At 68.2% G+C, this 15,604-nt stretch carries 12 protein-coding genes; 5 read left to right on the top strand and 7 right to left on the bottom strand.

The annotated features are described in order from the left end of the window. Positions 1–56: 56 nt before the first annotated feature. Positions 57–1,568 (top strand): NADH-ubiquinone oxidoreductase-F iron-sulfur binding region domain-containing protein, encoded by a 1,512-nt coding sequence (locus DJ73_RS03050; protein ID WP_094523119.1) that lies wholly within the window; start codon positions 57–59, stop codon positions 1,566–1,568. After that, complete coding sequence (gene fdhF / locus DJ73_RS03045; RefSeq protein ID WP_094523121.1) at positions 1,565–4,849, top strand: formate dehydrogenase subunit alpha; 3,285 nt, start codon at positions 1,565–1,567, stop codon at positions 4,847–4,849. Before DJ73_RS03050 ends, fdhF begins: the two co-directional genes overlap by 4 nt. A 63-nt stretch (positions 4,850–4,912) precedes the next feature. Here the strand turns inward: fdhF and DJ73_RS19640 are convergent, their stop codons facing one another. The 4 genes from DJ73_RS19640 to DJ73_RS03030 all read right to left on the bottom strand — a co-directional run bounded on the left by DJ73_RS19640 (position 4,913) and on the right by DJ73_RS03030 (position 8,360). After that, a complete protein-coding gene (locus DJ73_RS19640) occupies positions 4,913–5,515 on the bottom strand; it encodes a BBE domain-containing protein (RefSeq protein ID WP_094523123.1) in 603 nt (200 codons plus the stop codon). Further along, positions 5,497–5,910: an FAD-binding oxidoreductase gene (locus DJ73_RS19635; RefSeq protein ID WP_094523125.1), complete on the bottom strand. Its 414-nt coding sequence runs from the start codon at positions 5,908–5,910 to the stop codon at positions 5,497–5,499. Before DJ73_RS19635 ends, DJ73_RS19640 begins: the two co-directional genes overlap by 19 nt. 216 nt (positions 5,911–6,126) lie before the next feature. After that, positions 6,127–7,857: a formate--tetrahydrofolate ligase gene (locus tag DJ73_RS03035; protein WP_094557264.1), complete on the bottom strand. Its 1,731-nt coding sequence runs from the start codon at positions 7,855–7,857 to the stop codon at positions 6,127–6,129. A 131-nt stretch (positions 7,858–7,988) separates the two neighbouring features. Beyond that, entirely contained in the window at positions 7,989–8,360 is a 372-nt protein-coding gene (locus DJ73_RS03030) for a hypothetical protein (RefSeq protein ID WP_094527690.1), read from the bottom strand. Positions 8,361–8,545: 185 nt separating this feature from the next. Between DJ73_RS03030 and DJ73_RS20110 the strand changes: the two genes are divergently transcribed. Then, positions 8,546–8,719 (top strand): hypothetical protein, encoded by a 174-nt coding sequence (locus DJ73_RS20110; protein WP_158217268.1) that lies wholly within the window; start codon positions 8,546–8,548, stop codon positions 8,717–8,719. 110 nt (positions 8,720–8,829) lie between these two features. Further along, positions 8,830–9,123, top strand: a complete 294-nt coding sequence (locus tag DJ73_RS03025) for a hypothetical protein (protein ID WP_094523131.1) — start codon at positions 8,830–8,832, stop codon at positions 9,121–9,123. 190 nt (positions 9,124–9,313) lie between these two features. Here DJ73_RS03025 and DJ73_RS03020 read toward each other — a convergent pair whose 3' ends face one another. The 3 genes from DJ73_RS03020 to DJ73_RS03010 all read right to left on the bottom strand — a co-directional run bounded on the left by DJ73_RS03020 (position 9,314) and on the right by DJ73_RS03010 (position 12,588). Beyond that, the gene (locus DJ73_RS03020; RefSeq protein ID WP_094523133.1) at positions 9,314–10,174 is read right to left on the bottom strand and encodes a methylenetetrahydrofolate reductase; all 861 of its coding nucleotides are present in this window, start codon (positions 10,172–10,174) and stop codon (positions 9,314–9,316) included. A 145-nt stretch (positions 10,175–10,319) separates the two neighbouring features. Further along, entirely contained in the window at positions 10,320–11,522 is a 1,203-nt protein-coding gene (locus DJ73_RS03015) for a hypothetical protein (protein WP_094557263.1), read from the bottom strand. Between the two features lie 130 nt (positions 11,523–11,652). Then, positions 11,653–12,588, bottom strand: coding sequence for a succinylglutamate desuccinylase/aspartoacylase family protein (locus tag DJ73_RS03010; protein WP_094523137.1), 936 nt, complete (start codon positions 12,586–12,588; stop codon positions 11,653–11,655). Positions 12,589–12,884: 296 nt separating this feature from the next. Between DJ73_RS03010 and DJ73_RS03005 the strand changes: the two genes are divergently transcribed. Continuing rightward, on the top strand, positions 12,885–15,458 hold the full coding sequence (locus DJ73_RS03005) for an FAD-dependent oxidoreductase (RefSeq protein ID WP_094528004.1): 2,574 nt from the start codon (positions 12,885–12,887) through the stop codon (positions 15,456–15,458). Positions 15,459–15,604: the final 146 nt, after the last annotated feature.

Here is a 15,604-nt window from a genome sequence, read left to right as displayed (position 1 = left end):
GGCGTCGGGGCCGCGGCGGTTGCGGGTTTTTTCCGTTCACGACCACGAGCGAAGACATGTCACGACAGACAGGCGCAGTCGGTCGGTCGCCGGTCGTCCGCATGGCGACGAGCGACGGCGAGGACGCGGTGGCCGCGGCTCGTGCGGCGTCGGAGTCGGTCGCGGTCGTCCGGACGGGACCGACTGGAATCGGCGAGAGCGACCCGCTGGTCATGGCGACCGTCGACGGCAGGACGGCGTTCTTCGCCGGTCCCACGGACGCGGGCGTCGAGGACGTCGTCTCGACGGTGGCCGGCGGCGAACTGCCGACCGACGGAGCGGACACCGTCATCGAACACGAGCCCGGAACGGAGACGCTCCCGGTTCCGGATGCCGGGTCGCTCTCCGTCGGCCGGCGGGCGGTGCTCGGGCCGTGCGGCTGGGTCGACCCGCTGGACCCGACCGAGCGGCCGTTTCTCTCGGCCGAACGGTCCGCCGAGGCGCCCGCCGACGCCGGACTGCTCGGCCGCGGACGCGGTGACGCGGCGGCCGACGACCCGGTCGCAACGGAGTGGACGACGGCCCGGGAGGCGGACGGCGACCCGGTCGTGGTCGCAAACGCGAACGAGGCTTATGCCGAGCAGCGCGCCGACCGGACGCTCCTGTGGGGGGTACCGATGTGCGTCCTCGACGGGATGGCCGCGGTCGCCGACCGCGTCGGCGCCGACGACGCCGTCCTCTACCTGAACGAGTCCGACGTCGCCCTCGTGCGACACCTCCGCGAGGCCGTCGACGCCGCTAGCGAGCACCTCGACCTCGACGTGCAACTGGTCGCGGGACCGGACGAGCACCGCGCGGGGGCGCCGACGGCGGCGCTGGAGGCGATGGAGGGCGCCGACCGCATCGAGCCACGGCTCCAGCCGCCCTCACCCGCCGAGCACGGCCTCTACGGCCGGCCGACGGTCGTCCACACGCCACGGACATACGCGCAGGTTCGGCACGCGATGGCCGAGCCGGACGCCTTCGACCCCGGGGCCGCGGACCCCGGGACCCGGCTGTTCACCGTGACGGGCGACGTCGCGGCCCCGGCGACGGTCGAACTGCCCTCCGCGAGTTCGCTCGCGGCGGTCCGCGAGGCCGTCGACCTCGAGGGGGCGTTCAAGATGGCCTGCGTCGGCGACGTGCTCGGCGGCTACACCCGTGACCTCGATGTGAGGGCGACGGCGGGGTCGCTTCGGGCGGCGGACCTCGGGACCGGGGGGGTCGTCGAGTTGCTGGACGAGAGCCGGTGTGCCCTGGCCGACGCCGGCGACCGCGCGACGTTCGCCGCCAGCGAGAACAGCGGGCGCTGCGTCCCCGGTCGCGAGGGAACCAAGCAACTGGCCGAACTGCTGCGGGACGTCTACGACGGCGACCTCGAGGACGAGAAGATACGCGAGCTGGGGCGGGTGATGCGCCGGTCGAGTAACTGCCGGACCGGCGCGCACGCGCCACGGCCCGTGACGACCGTCATCGAGAGCTTCGGGCCGGAGGTGCGCGCCCACGCTGACGGCCGCTGTCCGGCCGGGAGTTGCACGGGGGAACTGTGAGCACCGACGACGCGCTCCCCGGCGTGCCTGACTTCGAGGACCCCCAACCCTCGACGCCGGTCACCGCCGAGTTCGACACCGGCACCGCCAACGATCCGGAGGTCGGGACCGACGAGGGACCGACGACCGTGACCGTCGACGGCGAGCCGGTGACGCTGCCCGGCGGATCGACGCTCATCGATGCGATGGAGGCGCTGGACGACGACGTCGTCAGCGTCGACCCCGGTGCCGACGGCGTCTCCGAGGACGCCGACGTGCCCGCACTCTGCTACTACGACCGCGACGGGGACTGCAGCGGGGAGATCGGTCCGCGTAGCGAGTGCCGGACCTGTATGGTCGAGACCGACGAGCACGGCCTCGTGCCGTCGTGTTCGTTCCCGGCCGAGGACGGCCTCGAGGTCCGGACCGACACGCCCGACGCCGCGGAGGCCCGCAGCGTCAACCTCGACCTGGTGCTGTCGAACCACAATCTCCGGTGTACGACCTGCAACGGCAACGGACGCTGCGAACTGCAGGACGCCGCCATCAGCGAGGGCGTCGACCACCCCCGGTACGGCGTCTTCGACGAGCGGGACGCGTACGAGCCCATCGACGACACCTCGTCGTTCATCCAGATCGACCGCAACAAGTGCATCCTCTGTAACCGGTGCGTCGAGGGGTGTAGCGACGTCCAGGTCGAGGGCGTCCTCCGTATCGAGGGCCACGGTGAGGACACCCGCATCGGCTTCCAGTCGGACGCCGAGACGATGCACGACTCCGACTGCGTCTCCTGTGGCCACTGTGCGACGGTGTGCCCGACGGGCGCGCTGACCGAGAAGGGCATCGGCGGCGTCGCGACCCTGCCGCTGCCGGGGTTCACCCAGCGCAACTCCATCGGCAAGGTCATCGAACACGAAGACGTCGAGACAATCGACGAGACGGACGCGCCGAACCGGACGTTCGGCGGGACCGCCGAGGTCGAGGCCGATGGGCTGGAGGGGTTCGTGTCCGCGGCCAAGCGCCGCGCCGGCGACGTGGCCACGGAGTACGGTCACAAGGCGTTCCTGGCCGGCGAGCACACTGCCGAGAGCATCGCCGCAAACACCCTCCCGGAGGGCCGGTTGTTCGACATCGCCGGCGTGGTCAGCGACTACCGGATCGGCAAAATCGACAAGCAAGAGACGACCTGCGGCTTCTGTGCGGTCGGCTGCCGGTTCGAGATGTGGGGCAAGGACGGCGACTCGCTGGGCGTCGTCCCGGTGGACGACCCCGACGACGCGCCGGCGAACAACTTCTCGACCTGTGTGAAGGGGAAGTTCGGCCACGAGTTCGCCAACAGCGAAAAGCGGCTGACGGAGCCGCTCGTCCGCGACGACGACGGCGAGTTCGAGGCCGTCTCTTGGGCGGAGGCTCTCGATCACGTCGCCGACCGGCTGTCGAGCATCCAGGCGGAGGCTGGCGTCGACTCGGTCGGCTGTCTAGCCTCCTCGAAGGGGTCCAACGAGGAGGCCTACCTCGTCCAGAAGTTCGCCCGCCAGGTGCTCGGGACGAAGAACATCGACAACTGCGCGCGGCTCTGTCACTCCTCGACGGTGGCGGCGCTCCAGCAGACCGTCGGCTACGGCGCGATGACGAATCGGATCAACGAGGACGTCGGCGAGGCCGACGCCTACCTCATCAGCGGCTCGAACACGACCGAGTCCCACCCGGTGCTGGCGACCCGAATCAAGCAGAACGTCCGGGACGGCGCCGACTTGGTCGTCTTCGACCCGCGGAGGATCGGCATCGCCGAGCACGCCGACCAGTACACCCGCACCAACCCCGGCTACGACGTCGCTTGGCTCAACGGGATGATGCGGTACATCGTCGAGAACGGCCTCCACGACGAGGCGTTCGTCGAGCGCAACACGAAGAATTTCGATGCGCTGAAAGAGAAGGTCCAGGCGTTCACCCCCGAGAAGGTCGAGGAGCTGGCGGGCGTCCCGCCGGAGGAGCTGGCCTCGGCCGCCGAGACGCTCGCGGCGGCCGACACCGTCGTTTTCGGCTGGGCGATGGGGATGACACAGCAGTCCCACGGCACCGAGAACCTGCTGGCGATGGCGGACCTGGCGCTCCTGCTCGGTCAGCTCGGCAAGCCCGGTGCCGGTCTCTCTCCCTTCCGCGGCCAGAACAACGTTCAGGGCGGCGGCGGAGACATGGGGACGCTACCGGGCAGCCTGCCGGGCTATCAGGACCCCGTCGACGACGAGGTCGGCGAGAAGTTCGCAGACGCGTGGGGCGAGCGCCCGCCCGAGGAGCCCGGCCTCAAGGTGCCCGAGATGCTCGCTGAGGCCCACGAGGGCAACCTGAAAGCGATGTATGTGGTCGGCGAGAACCCGGCCCTCTCGGAGCCGGACATCCAGCACGCCGAAGCGGCGCTGGACGACCTCGGGTTCCTCGTCGTCCAGGACATCTTCATGACCGAGACGGCCGACCACGCCGACGTGGTGCTGCCGGCGGCGACCTCGCCGGAGAAGCACGGCACCTTCACCAACACCGAGCGGCGCATCCAGCGGGTCCGGCCGACGGCCGACCCGCCGGGGGAGGCGCGGCAGGACTGGGAGATAACCCAGGCGCTGGCCCGCCGGCTCGGCTACGACTGGGACTACGACCACCCGCGGGAGGTGATGGACGAGATAAGCGACCTGACGCCCATCTACGGCGGCGTCTCCTACGAGCGGCTCGAGGGCGGCGACGTGCACGGCCTGCAGTGGCCCTGCACCGACGCCGACGACCCCGGCACGCCGTACCTCTACGACCACGAGGAGGGGAACTTCAACTTCGAGGACGGGAAAGCCCGGTTCGTGCCCGCCGACGGCGGCCATCCGGGCGAGATACCCGACGAGGAGTACCCGCTCACGCTCACCTCGGGCCGCGTGCTTTACCACTGGCACACCGGCCAGATCACCCGCCGCGTCGAGGGGCTGATGAGCCACGTCGGCGAGAGCTTCGTCGAGGTCAACCCCGAGACGGCCGACCAACTCGGCATCGGCGACGCGGAGTACGTCCGCGTCGAGTCCCGTCGCGGCTCCATCGTCGTCGAGACGCAGGTCACCACCCGCGTCGGCCCCGGGACGCTGTTCATCCCGATGCACTTCGCCGCCGGCGCCGTCAACAAGCTGACCGGCGAGACGTTCGACCCGACGGCCGGTATCCCGGAGTACAAGATCTCCAGCGTCCGCGTCGATCCGCTCGGCCCGGAGACCGACGAGACCGTGCTGCGCGCGCCCGGCGCCGGCCGGGGTCGCGCCGGCGACGACTGACGCGGACCGTCTTCGGACCGCCGTCGACGCCGCCAATCGCGGCGTGATCGGACGCTCCGACACTCAGCCGTCCGGCGGGACGTTCCGGTTCGACCGGAAGCGGTTCTGTGGGTCCCAGCGCCGCTTCACGTCGACGAGCCGCCCGTAGTTCTCGCCGTAGGCCGCACGGACGCGGTCGCGTCCCTCGTCGGCGGTGAGGACGTTCATCGCCGCCGCGCCGGTCGTGTACGGCCGGACGGCGTCGTGGAACTCGCGGACCCAGGCGACGTGGTCGTCGTCGCGGGCCGGCTCCTCCCAGCGGGCCTCCGCGAGCAGGTGGTGGGTCGCGTCCCGGTGGGGGTAGGCGGTGGCGTCGGTCGGCGGTGCGGTCTCGGCGCCGCTCCGCGGGGAGACGAACACCGTCGCGCCCGACGACGGCGCCCGGGCCGCGTGCTCCCCGATCGTCTCGATGGCCGAATCGGAGAGCGACGCGAGGTACTGGCTCCGCAGGGACGTCCGTATCGAGCCCCGGCTCTCGCCGGCGGCCTGGAACGACGCGTACGACCGCGGGCGGACGCTGTCGGCGATGGGGTCGCCGGCCGTCCGGAGCGGCGCCAGCGCGTCCTCGCCCTCTGTGGGCGGCCCGGCGTAGCACGCGATGCACATCGTCACGCGCGTGCCGTACACCTCCTCCGGGAGGATGTCGGCGGGGTAGACGAGCGGCCCGCCGAGTATCTCCGGGGCGAGCTCATGCAGCGGAACTGGACGGACGTGACGACGCCGACGTTGCCGCCGCCCCGGAGCGCCCAGAAGAGGTCCTCGTTTTCCTCCTCGCTGGCGCGGACGAGGTCGCTGCCGGCGGTTACCACGTCCGCGGCGAGGAGGTTGTCGCAGGTGAGGCCGTGCTTGCGGCTGAGCCAGCCGACGCCGCCGAGCGTCAGCCCGGCGACGCCGATGTTCGGGTCCTGGCCGCCGAGGACCGCCGGCCCGAACGCCTCCGTCTCGTGGTCGACGTCGCCCCAGGTCGCGCCGGGGCCGACTCGCGCGGTCCGCTCGCCGGGGTCGACCCGGACGGCGTCCATCGGCCGGCAGTCCAGCAGTACCCCTCGTCGGACAATGCATAGCCGGAGACGTGGTGGCCGCCGCTCCGGACGCCCAACTGCAGGTCGTACTCGCGGGCGTCCTCGTAGCCGGCGTCACCCGGCTCGAGGACGTCGCCGCGCGCTCGCTCGCGGAGGGTCGCCGCTGGGTCGTGTGCCGGGTCGGTCACGCGGGAAGCGGGAGGGCGGCCGAGAGTGTTAGAACAGCCCGGATATGTTGCCGTCGTCGTCGATGTCCATGTCGGCGGCGGCCGGCCGCTCCGGCAGGCCGGGCATCGTGAGCGCGTCGGCGGTGAGCGCGACGATGAAGCCGGCACCCGCGGACGGGTAGACTTCGCTGATCTCGAGTTCCCAGCCGCTCGGGGCGCCCTTCCTGCTCGCGTCGTCGCTGAGCGAGTGGAAGGTCTTCGACATACAGACCGGCACGTCGCCGAAGCCGAGGTCTTCCATGCGCTCGATGTCCTCGAGCGCGTTGCCGGTGAACTTGACGCCGTCGGCGCCGTAGATCTCCGTGGCGACGGTGTCGATTTTCTCCTTGATCGGCGCTTCCTCGTCGTAGAGGAACTCGAACTCGTCCTCGTCGCTCTCGTCGACGGCCTCGATGACGTGCTCGCCGAGGTCCTCGCCGCCCTCGCTGCCCTTCTCGAACACCTCGGACTCGGCGACCCGGACGCCGAGGTCCTCCTCGCAGTGGTCCACCACAGTCTGGACCTCCTCGTCGGTGTCGTCCGGGAACCGGTTGACCGCGACGACGACGGGAACGCCGAACTGCTGGAGGTTCGAGACGTGCTTGTCCAGGTTTTCGAACCCGCGCTCGATGGCCTCGGTGCCGGCGTCGTCGATGGCGTCGAAGTCGGCCGGCCACATGTTCTCGCCGTGGTACTTCAGCGCCCGGACCGACGACACGATGACGACCGCGTTGGGCGTCATGTCGCCGAGCCGGCAGACGATGTTCATGAACTTCTCGGCGCCCAGGTCGGAGCCGAAGCCGGCCTCAGTGACGAGGTAGTCGCCCATCCCGTACGCGGCTTTGTCCGCGATGAGCGAGTTCGTTCCGTGCGCGATGTTGGCGAACGGGCCGCCGTGGATGAACGCGGGCGTCCCCTCGATGGTCTGGACGACGTTCGGTTTGATCGCGTCCCGGAGCAGCATCGCGGCCGGACCGGTCGCCTCGATGTCCTCGACCGTGACCGGGTCGCCGTCCTCGTCGTAGGCGAGGATGATGCGACCGACCCGCTCCTTGAGGTCGCCCATACCGTCCGCCATACAGAGGGCGGCCATGAGCTCCGAGGCGGCGGTCAGGAGGAAGCTGTCCTCGCGAGGCGTTCCGCCGGTCTTGCCGCCGAGGCCGATCACCATGCTCCGGAGCGCCCGATCGTTCATGTCGATGGCCCGGGGCCACCGGACGTCGGTGACGTCGACGTCGAAGTCCTCGTCCCCCGTCAGTTTGGCGTCCAACATCGCCGAGATGAGGTTGTGCGCCGAGGTGAGCGCGTGCAGGTCGCCGGTGAAGTGCAGGTTGATGTCCTCCATCGGAAGCACCTGCGAGCGGCCCCCGCCGGCGGCGCCGCCCTTGACACCGAACACTGGCCCGAGCGACGGTTCGCGGATCGCGATCATCGCCTCCTCGCCGAGGTGGTTCAGCGTCTGTCCCAGTCCGACGGTCGTGACCGTCTTCCCCTCTCCCTTGGGGGTCGGCGTCATCCCGGTCACGAGTACGAGGTTGTTCTCCCGGTCCGCGGCCTCGTCCCGAAGCCGATCGAGGGCGTGGTGTTTGACTTTCGCCGTGTACTCGCCGAAGTACTGGAGGTCGTCGAGGCCGAGGCCCCACGGTTCGACCAGCTCCCAGATCGGCTCCATCTCGGTCGACTGTGCGATGTCGTAATCCGTCGGTATCGGTTCGTTAGTATCTGTCACGTTTTCGTACATCCCAGCATCGCCGTATGAAGGTTAGCATATCTGCTAACACTCGGATAGGATGTGTTTGCGACGCCCCGCGGTGTGTCCCGCAATGAGTGACGCCTCGTTGACGGGATGAGATTTGCCCGGAAAATCGGCGCTCACCAGAGTTCGGCGGCGTCACGGATCGCGTCCCGCGCCCGCTTCGCACAGTCCCGCTTGCCGCGCCCGAAGTGCACGGTGTTCTCGTCGACCGGCGTCGAGAGGAACCCACCCTCGTCGTTCTCGACGCCGGCCTGTTCGATCTGGAGGTAGCTGATGACGAGTCGCCCCTCGTAGGTGATGTCGCGAACGTCACCGATCCGGATCTGCTTGTCGGCGAACTTCGAGCGGCCCGGACGCTCGATGTGGATCCGCTCGTCGTAGACGTGTAGCGTCCCGTCTTGGAACCCACAGGAGACGAGTGGGTTCGAGTCGGGTGCGTCGTCGTGCATCGCGTCCGATCCGTCGGACGATCCCGGAACGTCGACCATTACGTCGTGGTCAGACCCAGAGCGGCGAAAAGGTTGTCCATGCAACGAGTGGGACGTGCCGTTCGGACGACCCATGGTAAACGTGTGACATACCCGTGTCTGATATTAACAAACAGAACAATACTACCGTGTTTCGAAAAGATATTTTCAAAATCCTCAAGACCCCTCGGTTCATATATAGTAGTATGACGGAGCCAACAAGCAAACGTCAAAAGAACGGTGCCGAAGACGAGTTCGTGAACTACATGCCGGGCATGCCGAGGCTGTCGAGCGAGCCGGGTCGGATCGAACGGTTCGTGACCCGTCTGTTCCGCCGTCGTGGCCCGCTTCGCGCCGTGTTCCGCGACCGGGACGAGTAGAACCGCCGTCGCCTCGCCCGCAGAACAGAATCGCCGGTCCCGTCCGCACAAAGGTTTATGCGCGGTTGCCTCCACATTTTCATATCCGGCGGGAACCGGAGCGGAAGATCATGTCATCACTCATCGGCGGAGCGCAGAACTGCAAACGATGCGGACACGAGGTAGAGAGCGGGCACGATACCTGTCCGAGCTGCTATTTCAACCCGAAGTCCAAGGGGCTTCGGGTCGCCCTCGCGCTGTTGATGGCCGTTATCATCCTGATGACGGCCGTGCTACTGCTCCCGTTCCTGTCACTGTTGTTCGTCAGGCTCGCTGGAGTCGCATTCCTCCTTGCCCTACTCGTGTTCGTCATCTCGTTCGTGTCGACCCCCTACCGGTTCGGATCCCTGTTCCTCTGGTTTTGAGCGCCGACGAGCGGTCACGTCCTCGCGTTCCCCGGCCCGTCGACCGCTCTCCGGGAACTCCTCGTTCGAAACGCTACTCGTCACGCGTCCGTCCGGTGAGGTCACTCGACGCGGACAGCAATTACGCTAGCGGGAGTCAAACGAACGACGTAGCGGGGATCAAACGAACGACGGCCACGGACGAGAACCGCTATCGGCCGAGCCGTTCAGTGCGCCACGATTCGGTGTCCGGCGTTTGGTTGAACGTGTAGATGTGGATCCCCCTGATCTTGTAGTGATCGTCGTCCGCGTACGGCGCGAGCCCGTCGATGAGGTCGTCGGGCTTGTACACCCCCCGCGATCCGACGAGCTGCCTTACGAAGCCGAGTATGCCGGTCGTCTTCCGAAGGAACTTGATCGAGTCGCCGACGCCGACCTTCTGTGAGATCTGCATCAGGCGCTGGTAGTTCATCACGCCCGGGATGCCGACCTCGACGGGGAGGTCGACGCCGTCGTCGCGGATGTCGTCGATCCACTCGAGCACGGCGTCGGGGTCGTAACAGAGCTGTGTGACGAGGTAGGTCGCGTACGGGCTTTTCTTCGCCATCGCGTCGGACAGGGCCTCCGCGTCGAGGAAGTCGTGTCCCTCGGGATATCCGGTGATGCCGACCTCGTCGAAGGAGTGGCCCAACTCGTCGAGAGCGACCAACAGGTCGTGTGCGGACTCGAACTCGCCGGCGGGCTCCTCGCGGTCGCCGCCCGGCACGAAGATGTCCGTCACGCCGGCGTCGGTGAGGCGCTCGGCGATCTCATCGAGGTGGTCGCGATCCTCGACGTAGCGCGCGGCGATGTGCGGCGAGACGTCGTATCCGAGTGCGGCCGCCTGCTCGGTGCGCTCGACCGTGGTGTCGATCCCGAGCTGTGGAGACGTGGTGACGGCGATCGTCGCGTCGTCCGGCAGGTGCCGGATCTCGTCCTCGAAGCTCTCGAACGGCATCAGTTCGAATCGTGCGTCAGTGAGAAGCGCTCCGACGCCGTCACTCCGCTTGATCGCTTGCGTTCCAGCCGACATTACTGGTCATGCGTAAGTGGTAGACCTATTTCCATCTGTGGGTTCCCCAGTCAACCAGTTTAAATGGTAGTCGTTACCATTACTCGTTCGACGCCCGGATCGCCGCGTAGCGCCGTCCGATCGCGGCTCGAATCGGGTCGCAGCGTCATCCGCTCGCAGTCGTACACTGCCGAACGCGTGCGGCGGCCTCCTCGTAGGTAACCTCCCTGTCGGGGGCTTTAGAGAGGCGGCACATCACGAGGTCTAGGAGGTCGAGTTGGTCCAGCAGTTCCCGGGCGTAGCCGTCGTCAAGGTCGAGGTCCCGTCTGACCTCGTAGACGGTCGACGACCGCACGACCGACTCGATGACATCTCCGATCTCGACGTCGTCCGGCAGGCCGATACCGTCGGCGACGAGTTTGGCGTCGGGGAACGACCGCCGCGAGTCCTCCTCCGTGGACGGTTCCACGGAGGAAGACTCCACGGGGGACCCGTCCCGTTCGGACGCCTCATCCCGTTCCGACGGTCCGTCCGCCGTCCCCTGATCGGTCCGCCCGTCTGTGGTCGCCGTCTCGTAGGCGGTCGGCTCGTGGACCCCGGCGTCGATCATGTACCGCCGGACCGTCTCGGCGGAGACGTCCATCGCGATCGCGTCCCGCATCTCGGAGAACGTATCGCACTCCGCGTAGAGCGCCCGGAGGTACTCGACGTCCTCGTACGGCGGCATCGACTCGTCGCGGACCGCCTCCACGCCGTCACTCGGGCCACTCTCGGACAGGTCACTCTCGGACGGGTCACTCTCGGACGGGTCACTCTCGGACGGGTCACTCTCGGACGAGTCACCACCGGCCGGATCACTCCCGACCGGATCAGTCTCGGACGGGTTACTCTCTGCCGGTTCGACATCGCCGACGGCGTCGGTGACGGCCTCACGGCGAGCGTGTTCGACCATCGATCCGCCGTTGCCGTCTGTGACGGCGTCGCCCGTCACACGACCCTCCGATTCCGCAGGCCCGGCGGCTGGAGGATCGATGGTCAGGTCGAGGTCCACTTCGAGCGCCCCGTGCGTGACCTCGACCGTTCGTCCGCTCACCTCGACGGTCGCCGCCGTCGATGTCGGGAGCGGAACCAGCTCCGGCACCGTCAACTCGACCGCGAGCCCGCCGTCGTCGGTGAGCGACGTGGCCTCCACGGTCGGCTCCCGGTCCGTCTCGTCAGTCGGCGTCGAGCGGAGAGGCACCAGCACCTCCATATCGACGCGGAGCGTGGAGCCGTCCGTCGTCGCCTCGACGTTCCGGACCGACCTGCCGCGCGACTGCTGGTTCCCGACGAGCGTCGAGAGGACGTCGAAGGTGGTCTGGAGCGCCATGCCAATGGTATTCTATGGCATAACATAAAATAAGCATGCGTGGGGAATACTGAACCCGTTTAATATAATAATCGAATACGTGAAGCTCTTTAAACCGGCGGCACGGGGTGTCGCGTCTGTTCGCCGAGTCTCACCCGCGGGTCGCGACCGCCGCGAGACGCTCCCCCTCGACGACGACCCCGCGAGCCAGCGAGTAGACGACGCCGGCCTCGGAGACGGTGACGGTCCCGAGGCGTTCGAACGAGGTCGGACGGTACACCGCACCCAGCGTGTCGCCCGCCTCGAGACGGTCGCCGACCGCGACCGACCGTCGGGGCTCAAACAACCCCGACTCCTCGGCGATGGTGTGTTCGAGACTGTTCCGGAGCACGGTCTGAACCGCCGGTGCGGACGGTTCTCCCTCGAGGACCCGCATCTCCCGGAGTACGTTCATGACGCCGCTAACGCCGGTTTCGACGGCCGACCGATCGACCGTTCGACTGTTCGATAGCTCCGCGGTGATCGCCGGGATCCCGACGCGCTCCGCGGCGTCCCGGAGCATCCCGGTGGGCCCCTCGTCCGGGTCGGCGAGCAGGTACTCCGTCCCGAAGGCCCTCGCGAGCCCGCGCGCGTCGGAGCCCTCTCCGAACCTGACGTGTGCCAGCATGTCCGGCGTCCCGGTGTGGAGGTCGACGACCGCGTCGGCGTCGGTCACCAGCTCCCAGAGCCGGGCGGCCACCCGTTCCTGGAAGCTGCCGGTTTCGTCGCCCGGCCAGACCCGGTTCAGGTTCGCGTTCCGCGCGTCGTACGCCGTCGGCGTGACGTACGACCGGTGATCGAAGGCCAGCGGGTTCGCCACCGGCACGGCGACGACGGTGCCCGCGAGGTCAGCCTCGATGAGCCGCTCGTGGAGGTGCCGCAACGTGACCGGCCCGTTGAGTTCGATACCATGTTGTGCCGCCTGCAGGTAGACGGTCGGCCCGCTGCCCCCCGCGTACCGGTGGACCGTTGCGTCGACGGTCGCGCCGGAGGGATGTCGGCTGAGGCGGCGGTCGGTCGTCGTATGAGTTACCGGCTCGTACTCCATGGTCTGACCCGGCGGTACAGGGGCAAAAGCCCCGGGCTCACCCTCGTTCGTCGAGGGGCCGTGATCCCCTCGCGGACCGTCGCGACCGATCGCCACGGGAACCGGGAGGGACGCGACGGACATCGAACGCCGACGCGACGGACGCCGAGATGGGACACCAGACGACTCGAGCGAGGCGGGCGACGGCCGCGAAACCACATTCTGACAGGAGCCGGACGGGTTGAGGGGAAACGGGCCCCAAAGACGGCCTATGCGACAATTATATTCGGCCGCCATAGCGAGATACAGTCGTATTTATGCAGCCCACAGAAAGCCTGCCGACGCAGGCCGACACCGTCGTCATCGGTGCCGGAATCGTCGGCTGCAACGTCGCGTACCAGCTCACGAAACTCGGTCGGGAGGACGTCGTGGTCGTCGATCAGGGCCCGATGCCGACCACCGGCGGGTCTTCGACGCACGCGCCGGGGATCATGTTCCAGACCGCGGAGCCGAAGACGCTCAGCCAGTTCGCCGACTACAGCCGAGAGCTCTACTCGGAGCTCGAGGGCGCCGACGGCAAGCAGGCGTACAACGAGACGGGCGGCATCGAGGTCGCCCGCAGCGAGGAGCGAATGGCGTTCCTCCAGCGGCGGGTGGAGGCGGCGAAGGCGTGGGGGATCCCGGATCCGCAGCTGCTCTCCCCCGAAGAAGTGACCGAGCACCTCCCGCTGGTCGACGAGGAGCGCATCCTCGGCGGCTACTACTCGCCGACCGACGGGCAGGTCTCCGGCGTCATCGCCTGCGACGCGCTGGCGCGGGCCGCGATAGACCGGGGGGCGACGTTCGTTCCGCACACGCGCACGGAGGACGTCGAAACGGCCGACGGCGGGGTTCAATCGGTCGTCACCGAGAACGGCACCATCGAGTGCGACGACGTCGTCGTCGCGACGAACATCTGGGCGCGGCAGCTCGGCGAGAAGCTCGGCGTCCACCTGCCCGTGACGCCGGTCGAACACCAGTACACGATGACGGAGTCGCTCGACGAACTGGGCGACGCCGCCGTCGACGTCGCGAACCACCCGCTGTTCGAGAACTACCGCAACGTCTCCGGCGAGAAGGCGAAACGGTTGCTCGTCGGGCCGGACCGTCCGATCCTGCGCGATCAGGACAACGCGATGTACTTCCGGACCCACGGCGATTCCTACGGCATCGGCTCGTACAACCACGAACCGATCGTGCCGGATCCGATGGAGCTCGGCGGCAACGATCCGGACGGCGAGCAGGGATCGGTCCACGAGTTCACCGACCAGCACATGAACAACGCGACCCACCCGGACCGACCGCACAAGTCCCCCCGGCAGGCCAGCGACGAGCTGCTGCCGGCGACAGAGGGGAAGGAGCTCGAGTTCAAGTACAACGGGATGTTCGCCGAATCGCCGAACGGCCTGCCGGTCATGGGTCCGGTGCAAGAGTGCGACGGGCTCTGGACCGCGGCAGCGATCTGGGTGACCCACGCCGGGGGCGCCGGAAAGGCGCTGGCGGAGTGGATGGTGAACGGGGTCCCGCGGCTCGACGACGGCCCGATCGACCTCGCGGACAGCGACGTGAACCGGTTCGACGCCCACGAGGGGTCGTGGGACTTCGCCCGCGACATCGGCGCCGAGGAGTACCGCATCGTCTACAACGTCATGCACCCCAAGTGGGTCTGGACGGACAAACAGCGGGACATCCGGCGGACGCCCATGTACCACACCCACAAGGAGATGGGCGCGGAGCTGTGGGCCGAGGCGGGCTGGGAGGAACCGCAGTGGTTCGAGTCCAACGCCGACCTCGTCGACCGGTACGCCGACCGGATCCCCGACCGCGACGGCTGGGAGGGGAAGTACTGGTCGCCGATCGAGGGCGCGGAGGCCCTGCACGTCCGCGACGCCGTCGGGCTCCACGACATGACCTCGTTCAACAAGATCGAGGTCATCGGCAGCGACGCCGAGGCGTTCCTCGGGCGCCTCTGTACGAACGCGATCGACCTCGACGTCGGCGACATCACGTACACGCTGCTGTGTAACGAGGGCGGGGGCGTCCGGGCCGACATCACCGTCACCCGGACCGACGACGACCGCTATCTCCTGTTGACGACCGGCAGGGAGGTCGGGAACAACCACGTCGCATGGGTCCGCAACCACTCCCCCGACGACGTGGTCGTCAACGAGGTCACGTCCGACCTCGCGGCGATGGTCTGTACCGGTCCCGACGCTCGAAAGGTCCTCTCGAAGGTGATTGACACCGACCTCTCCGACGAGGCCTTCCCGTTCTACACGAGCCAGGAGACGTTCGTGAACAACGTTCCGGTGCGGGCGATGCGGCTCTCGTACGCGGGCGAGCTCGGCTGGGAGCTCTACACCCCCTCCGAGTACGGCGAGCAGCTCTGGGAGCACGTCCTCGAGGCCGGCAAAGAGTACGACATTCGCCCGTACGGCAACGGCGCGCTGAACGCGCTCCGCATCGAGAAAGGGTTCCGGCTCTGGGGCGAGGACCTCCACACCGAGCACAATCCCTACGAGGCGGGCCTCGGGTGGGCCGTCGACCTCGACACCGACTTCATCGGCAAGGCGGCCGTCGCCGCCGCCGCGGACGGGGATAACATCAGCCACGAGGTCGCCTGCCTGACGCTCGACGACGAGACCGCGACGATCCTCGACGACCGACCGGTGCTTGATGGCGACGAGGCGATCGGCTACGTCCACAGCGCCGAGTACGGCTACACGGCCGGCGCCTGCGTCGCGTACACGTACCTGCCGCCGGAGTACGCCGAGCCGGGCACCGAGGTCGACGTGCTCTTCGAGGGCGACCGCTACGCCGCGACCGTCCGCGAGGAGCCGCTGGTCGACTGAGGGATCGGAGCACCGCTGGATCCCGGGTCGTGCCCCGTCGGGTCACAGATCGTTTCCCATCGCTGTCACGTTGTGGTTTGCCACCGGGGACGTGAGACGGTCCGGTCGTCGCCGGACACCCCGATACCGCCGCACGCTACCGGTTT

Source organism: Halorubrum sp. Ea1 (genome assembly GCF_002252965.1).
Lineage (GTDB): Archaea > Halobacteriota > Halobacteria > Halobacteriales > Haloferacaceae > Halorubrum.
The sequence above is the reverse complement of the archived record's forward strand: the minus strand, read 5'-3'. Positions and strand labels throughout refer to the sequence as shown.

Excerpts from the sequence above, each read along its gene's own strand:
- DJ73_RS03010 (WP_094523137.1), bottom strand. The coding sequence starts at position 12,588 with ATGGAGTACGAGCCGGTAACTCATACGACGACCGACCGCCGCCTCAGC.
- DJ73_RS03035 (WP_094557264.1), bottom strand. The coding sequence starts at position 7,857 with ATGTACGAAAACGTGACAGATACTAACGAACCGATACCGACGGATTAC.
- DJ73_RS03025 (WP_094523131.1), top strand. The coding sequence starts at position 8,830 with ATGTCATCACTCATCGGCGGAGCGCAGAACTGCAAACGATGCGGACAC.
- DJ73_RS03005 (WP_094528004.1), top strand. The coding sequence starts at position 12,885 with ATGCAGCCCACAGAAAGCCTGCCGACGCAGGCCGACACCGTCGTCATC.
- DJ73_RS03050 (WP_094523119.1), top strand. The coding sequence starts at position 57 with ATGTCACGACAGACAGGCGCAGTCGGTCGGTCGCCGGTCGTCCGCATG.
- DJ73_RS19635 (WP_094523125.1), bottom strand. The coding sequence starts at position 5,910 with ATGGACGCCGTCCGGGTCGACCCCGGCGAGCGGACCGCGCGAGTCGGC.
- DJ73_RS03015 (WP_094557263.1), bottom strand. The coding sequence starts at position 11,522 with ATGGCGCTCCAGACCACCTTCGACGTCCTCTCGACGCTCGTCGGGAAC.
- DJ73_RS20110 (WP_158217268.1), top strand. The coding sequence starts at position 8,546 with ATGACGGAGCCAACAAGCAAACGTCAAAAGAACGGTGCCGAAGACGAG.
- DJ73_RS03030 (WP_094527690.1), bottom strand. The coding sequence starts at position 8,360 with ATGGTCGACGTTCCGGGATCGTCCGACGGATCGGACGCGATGCACGAC.
- DJ73_RS03020 (WP_094523133.1), bottom strand. The coding sequence starts at position 10,174 with ATGTCGGCTGGAACGCAAGCGATCAAGCGGAGTGACGGCGTCGGAGCG.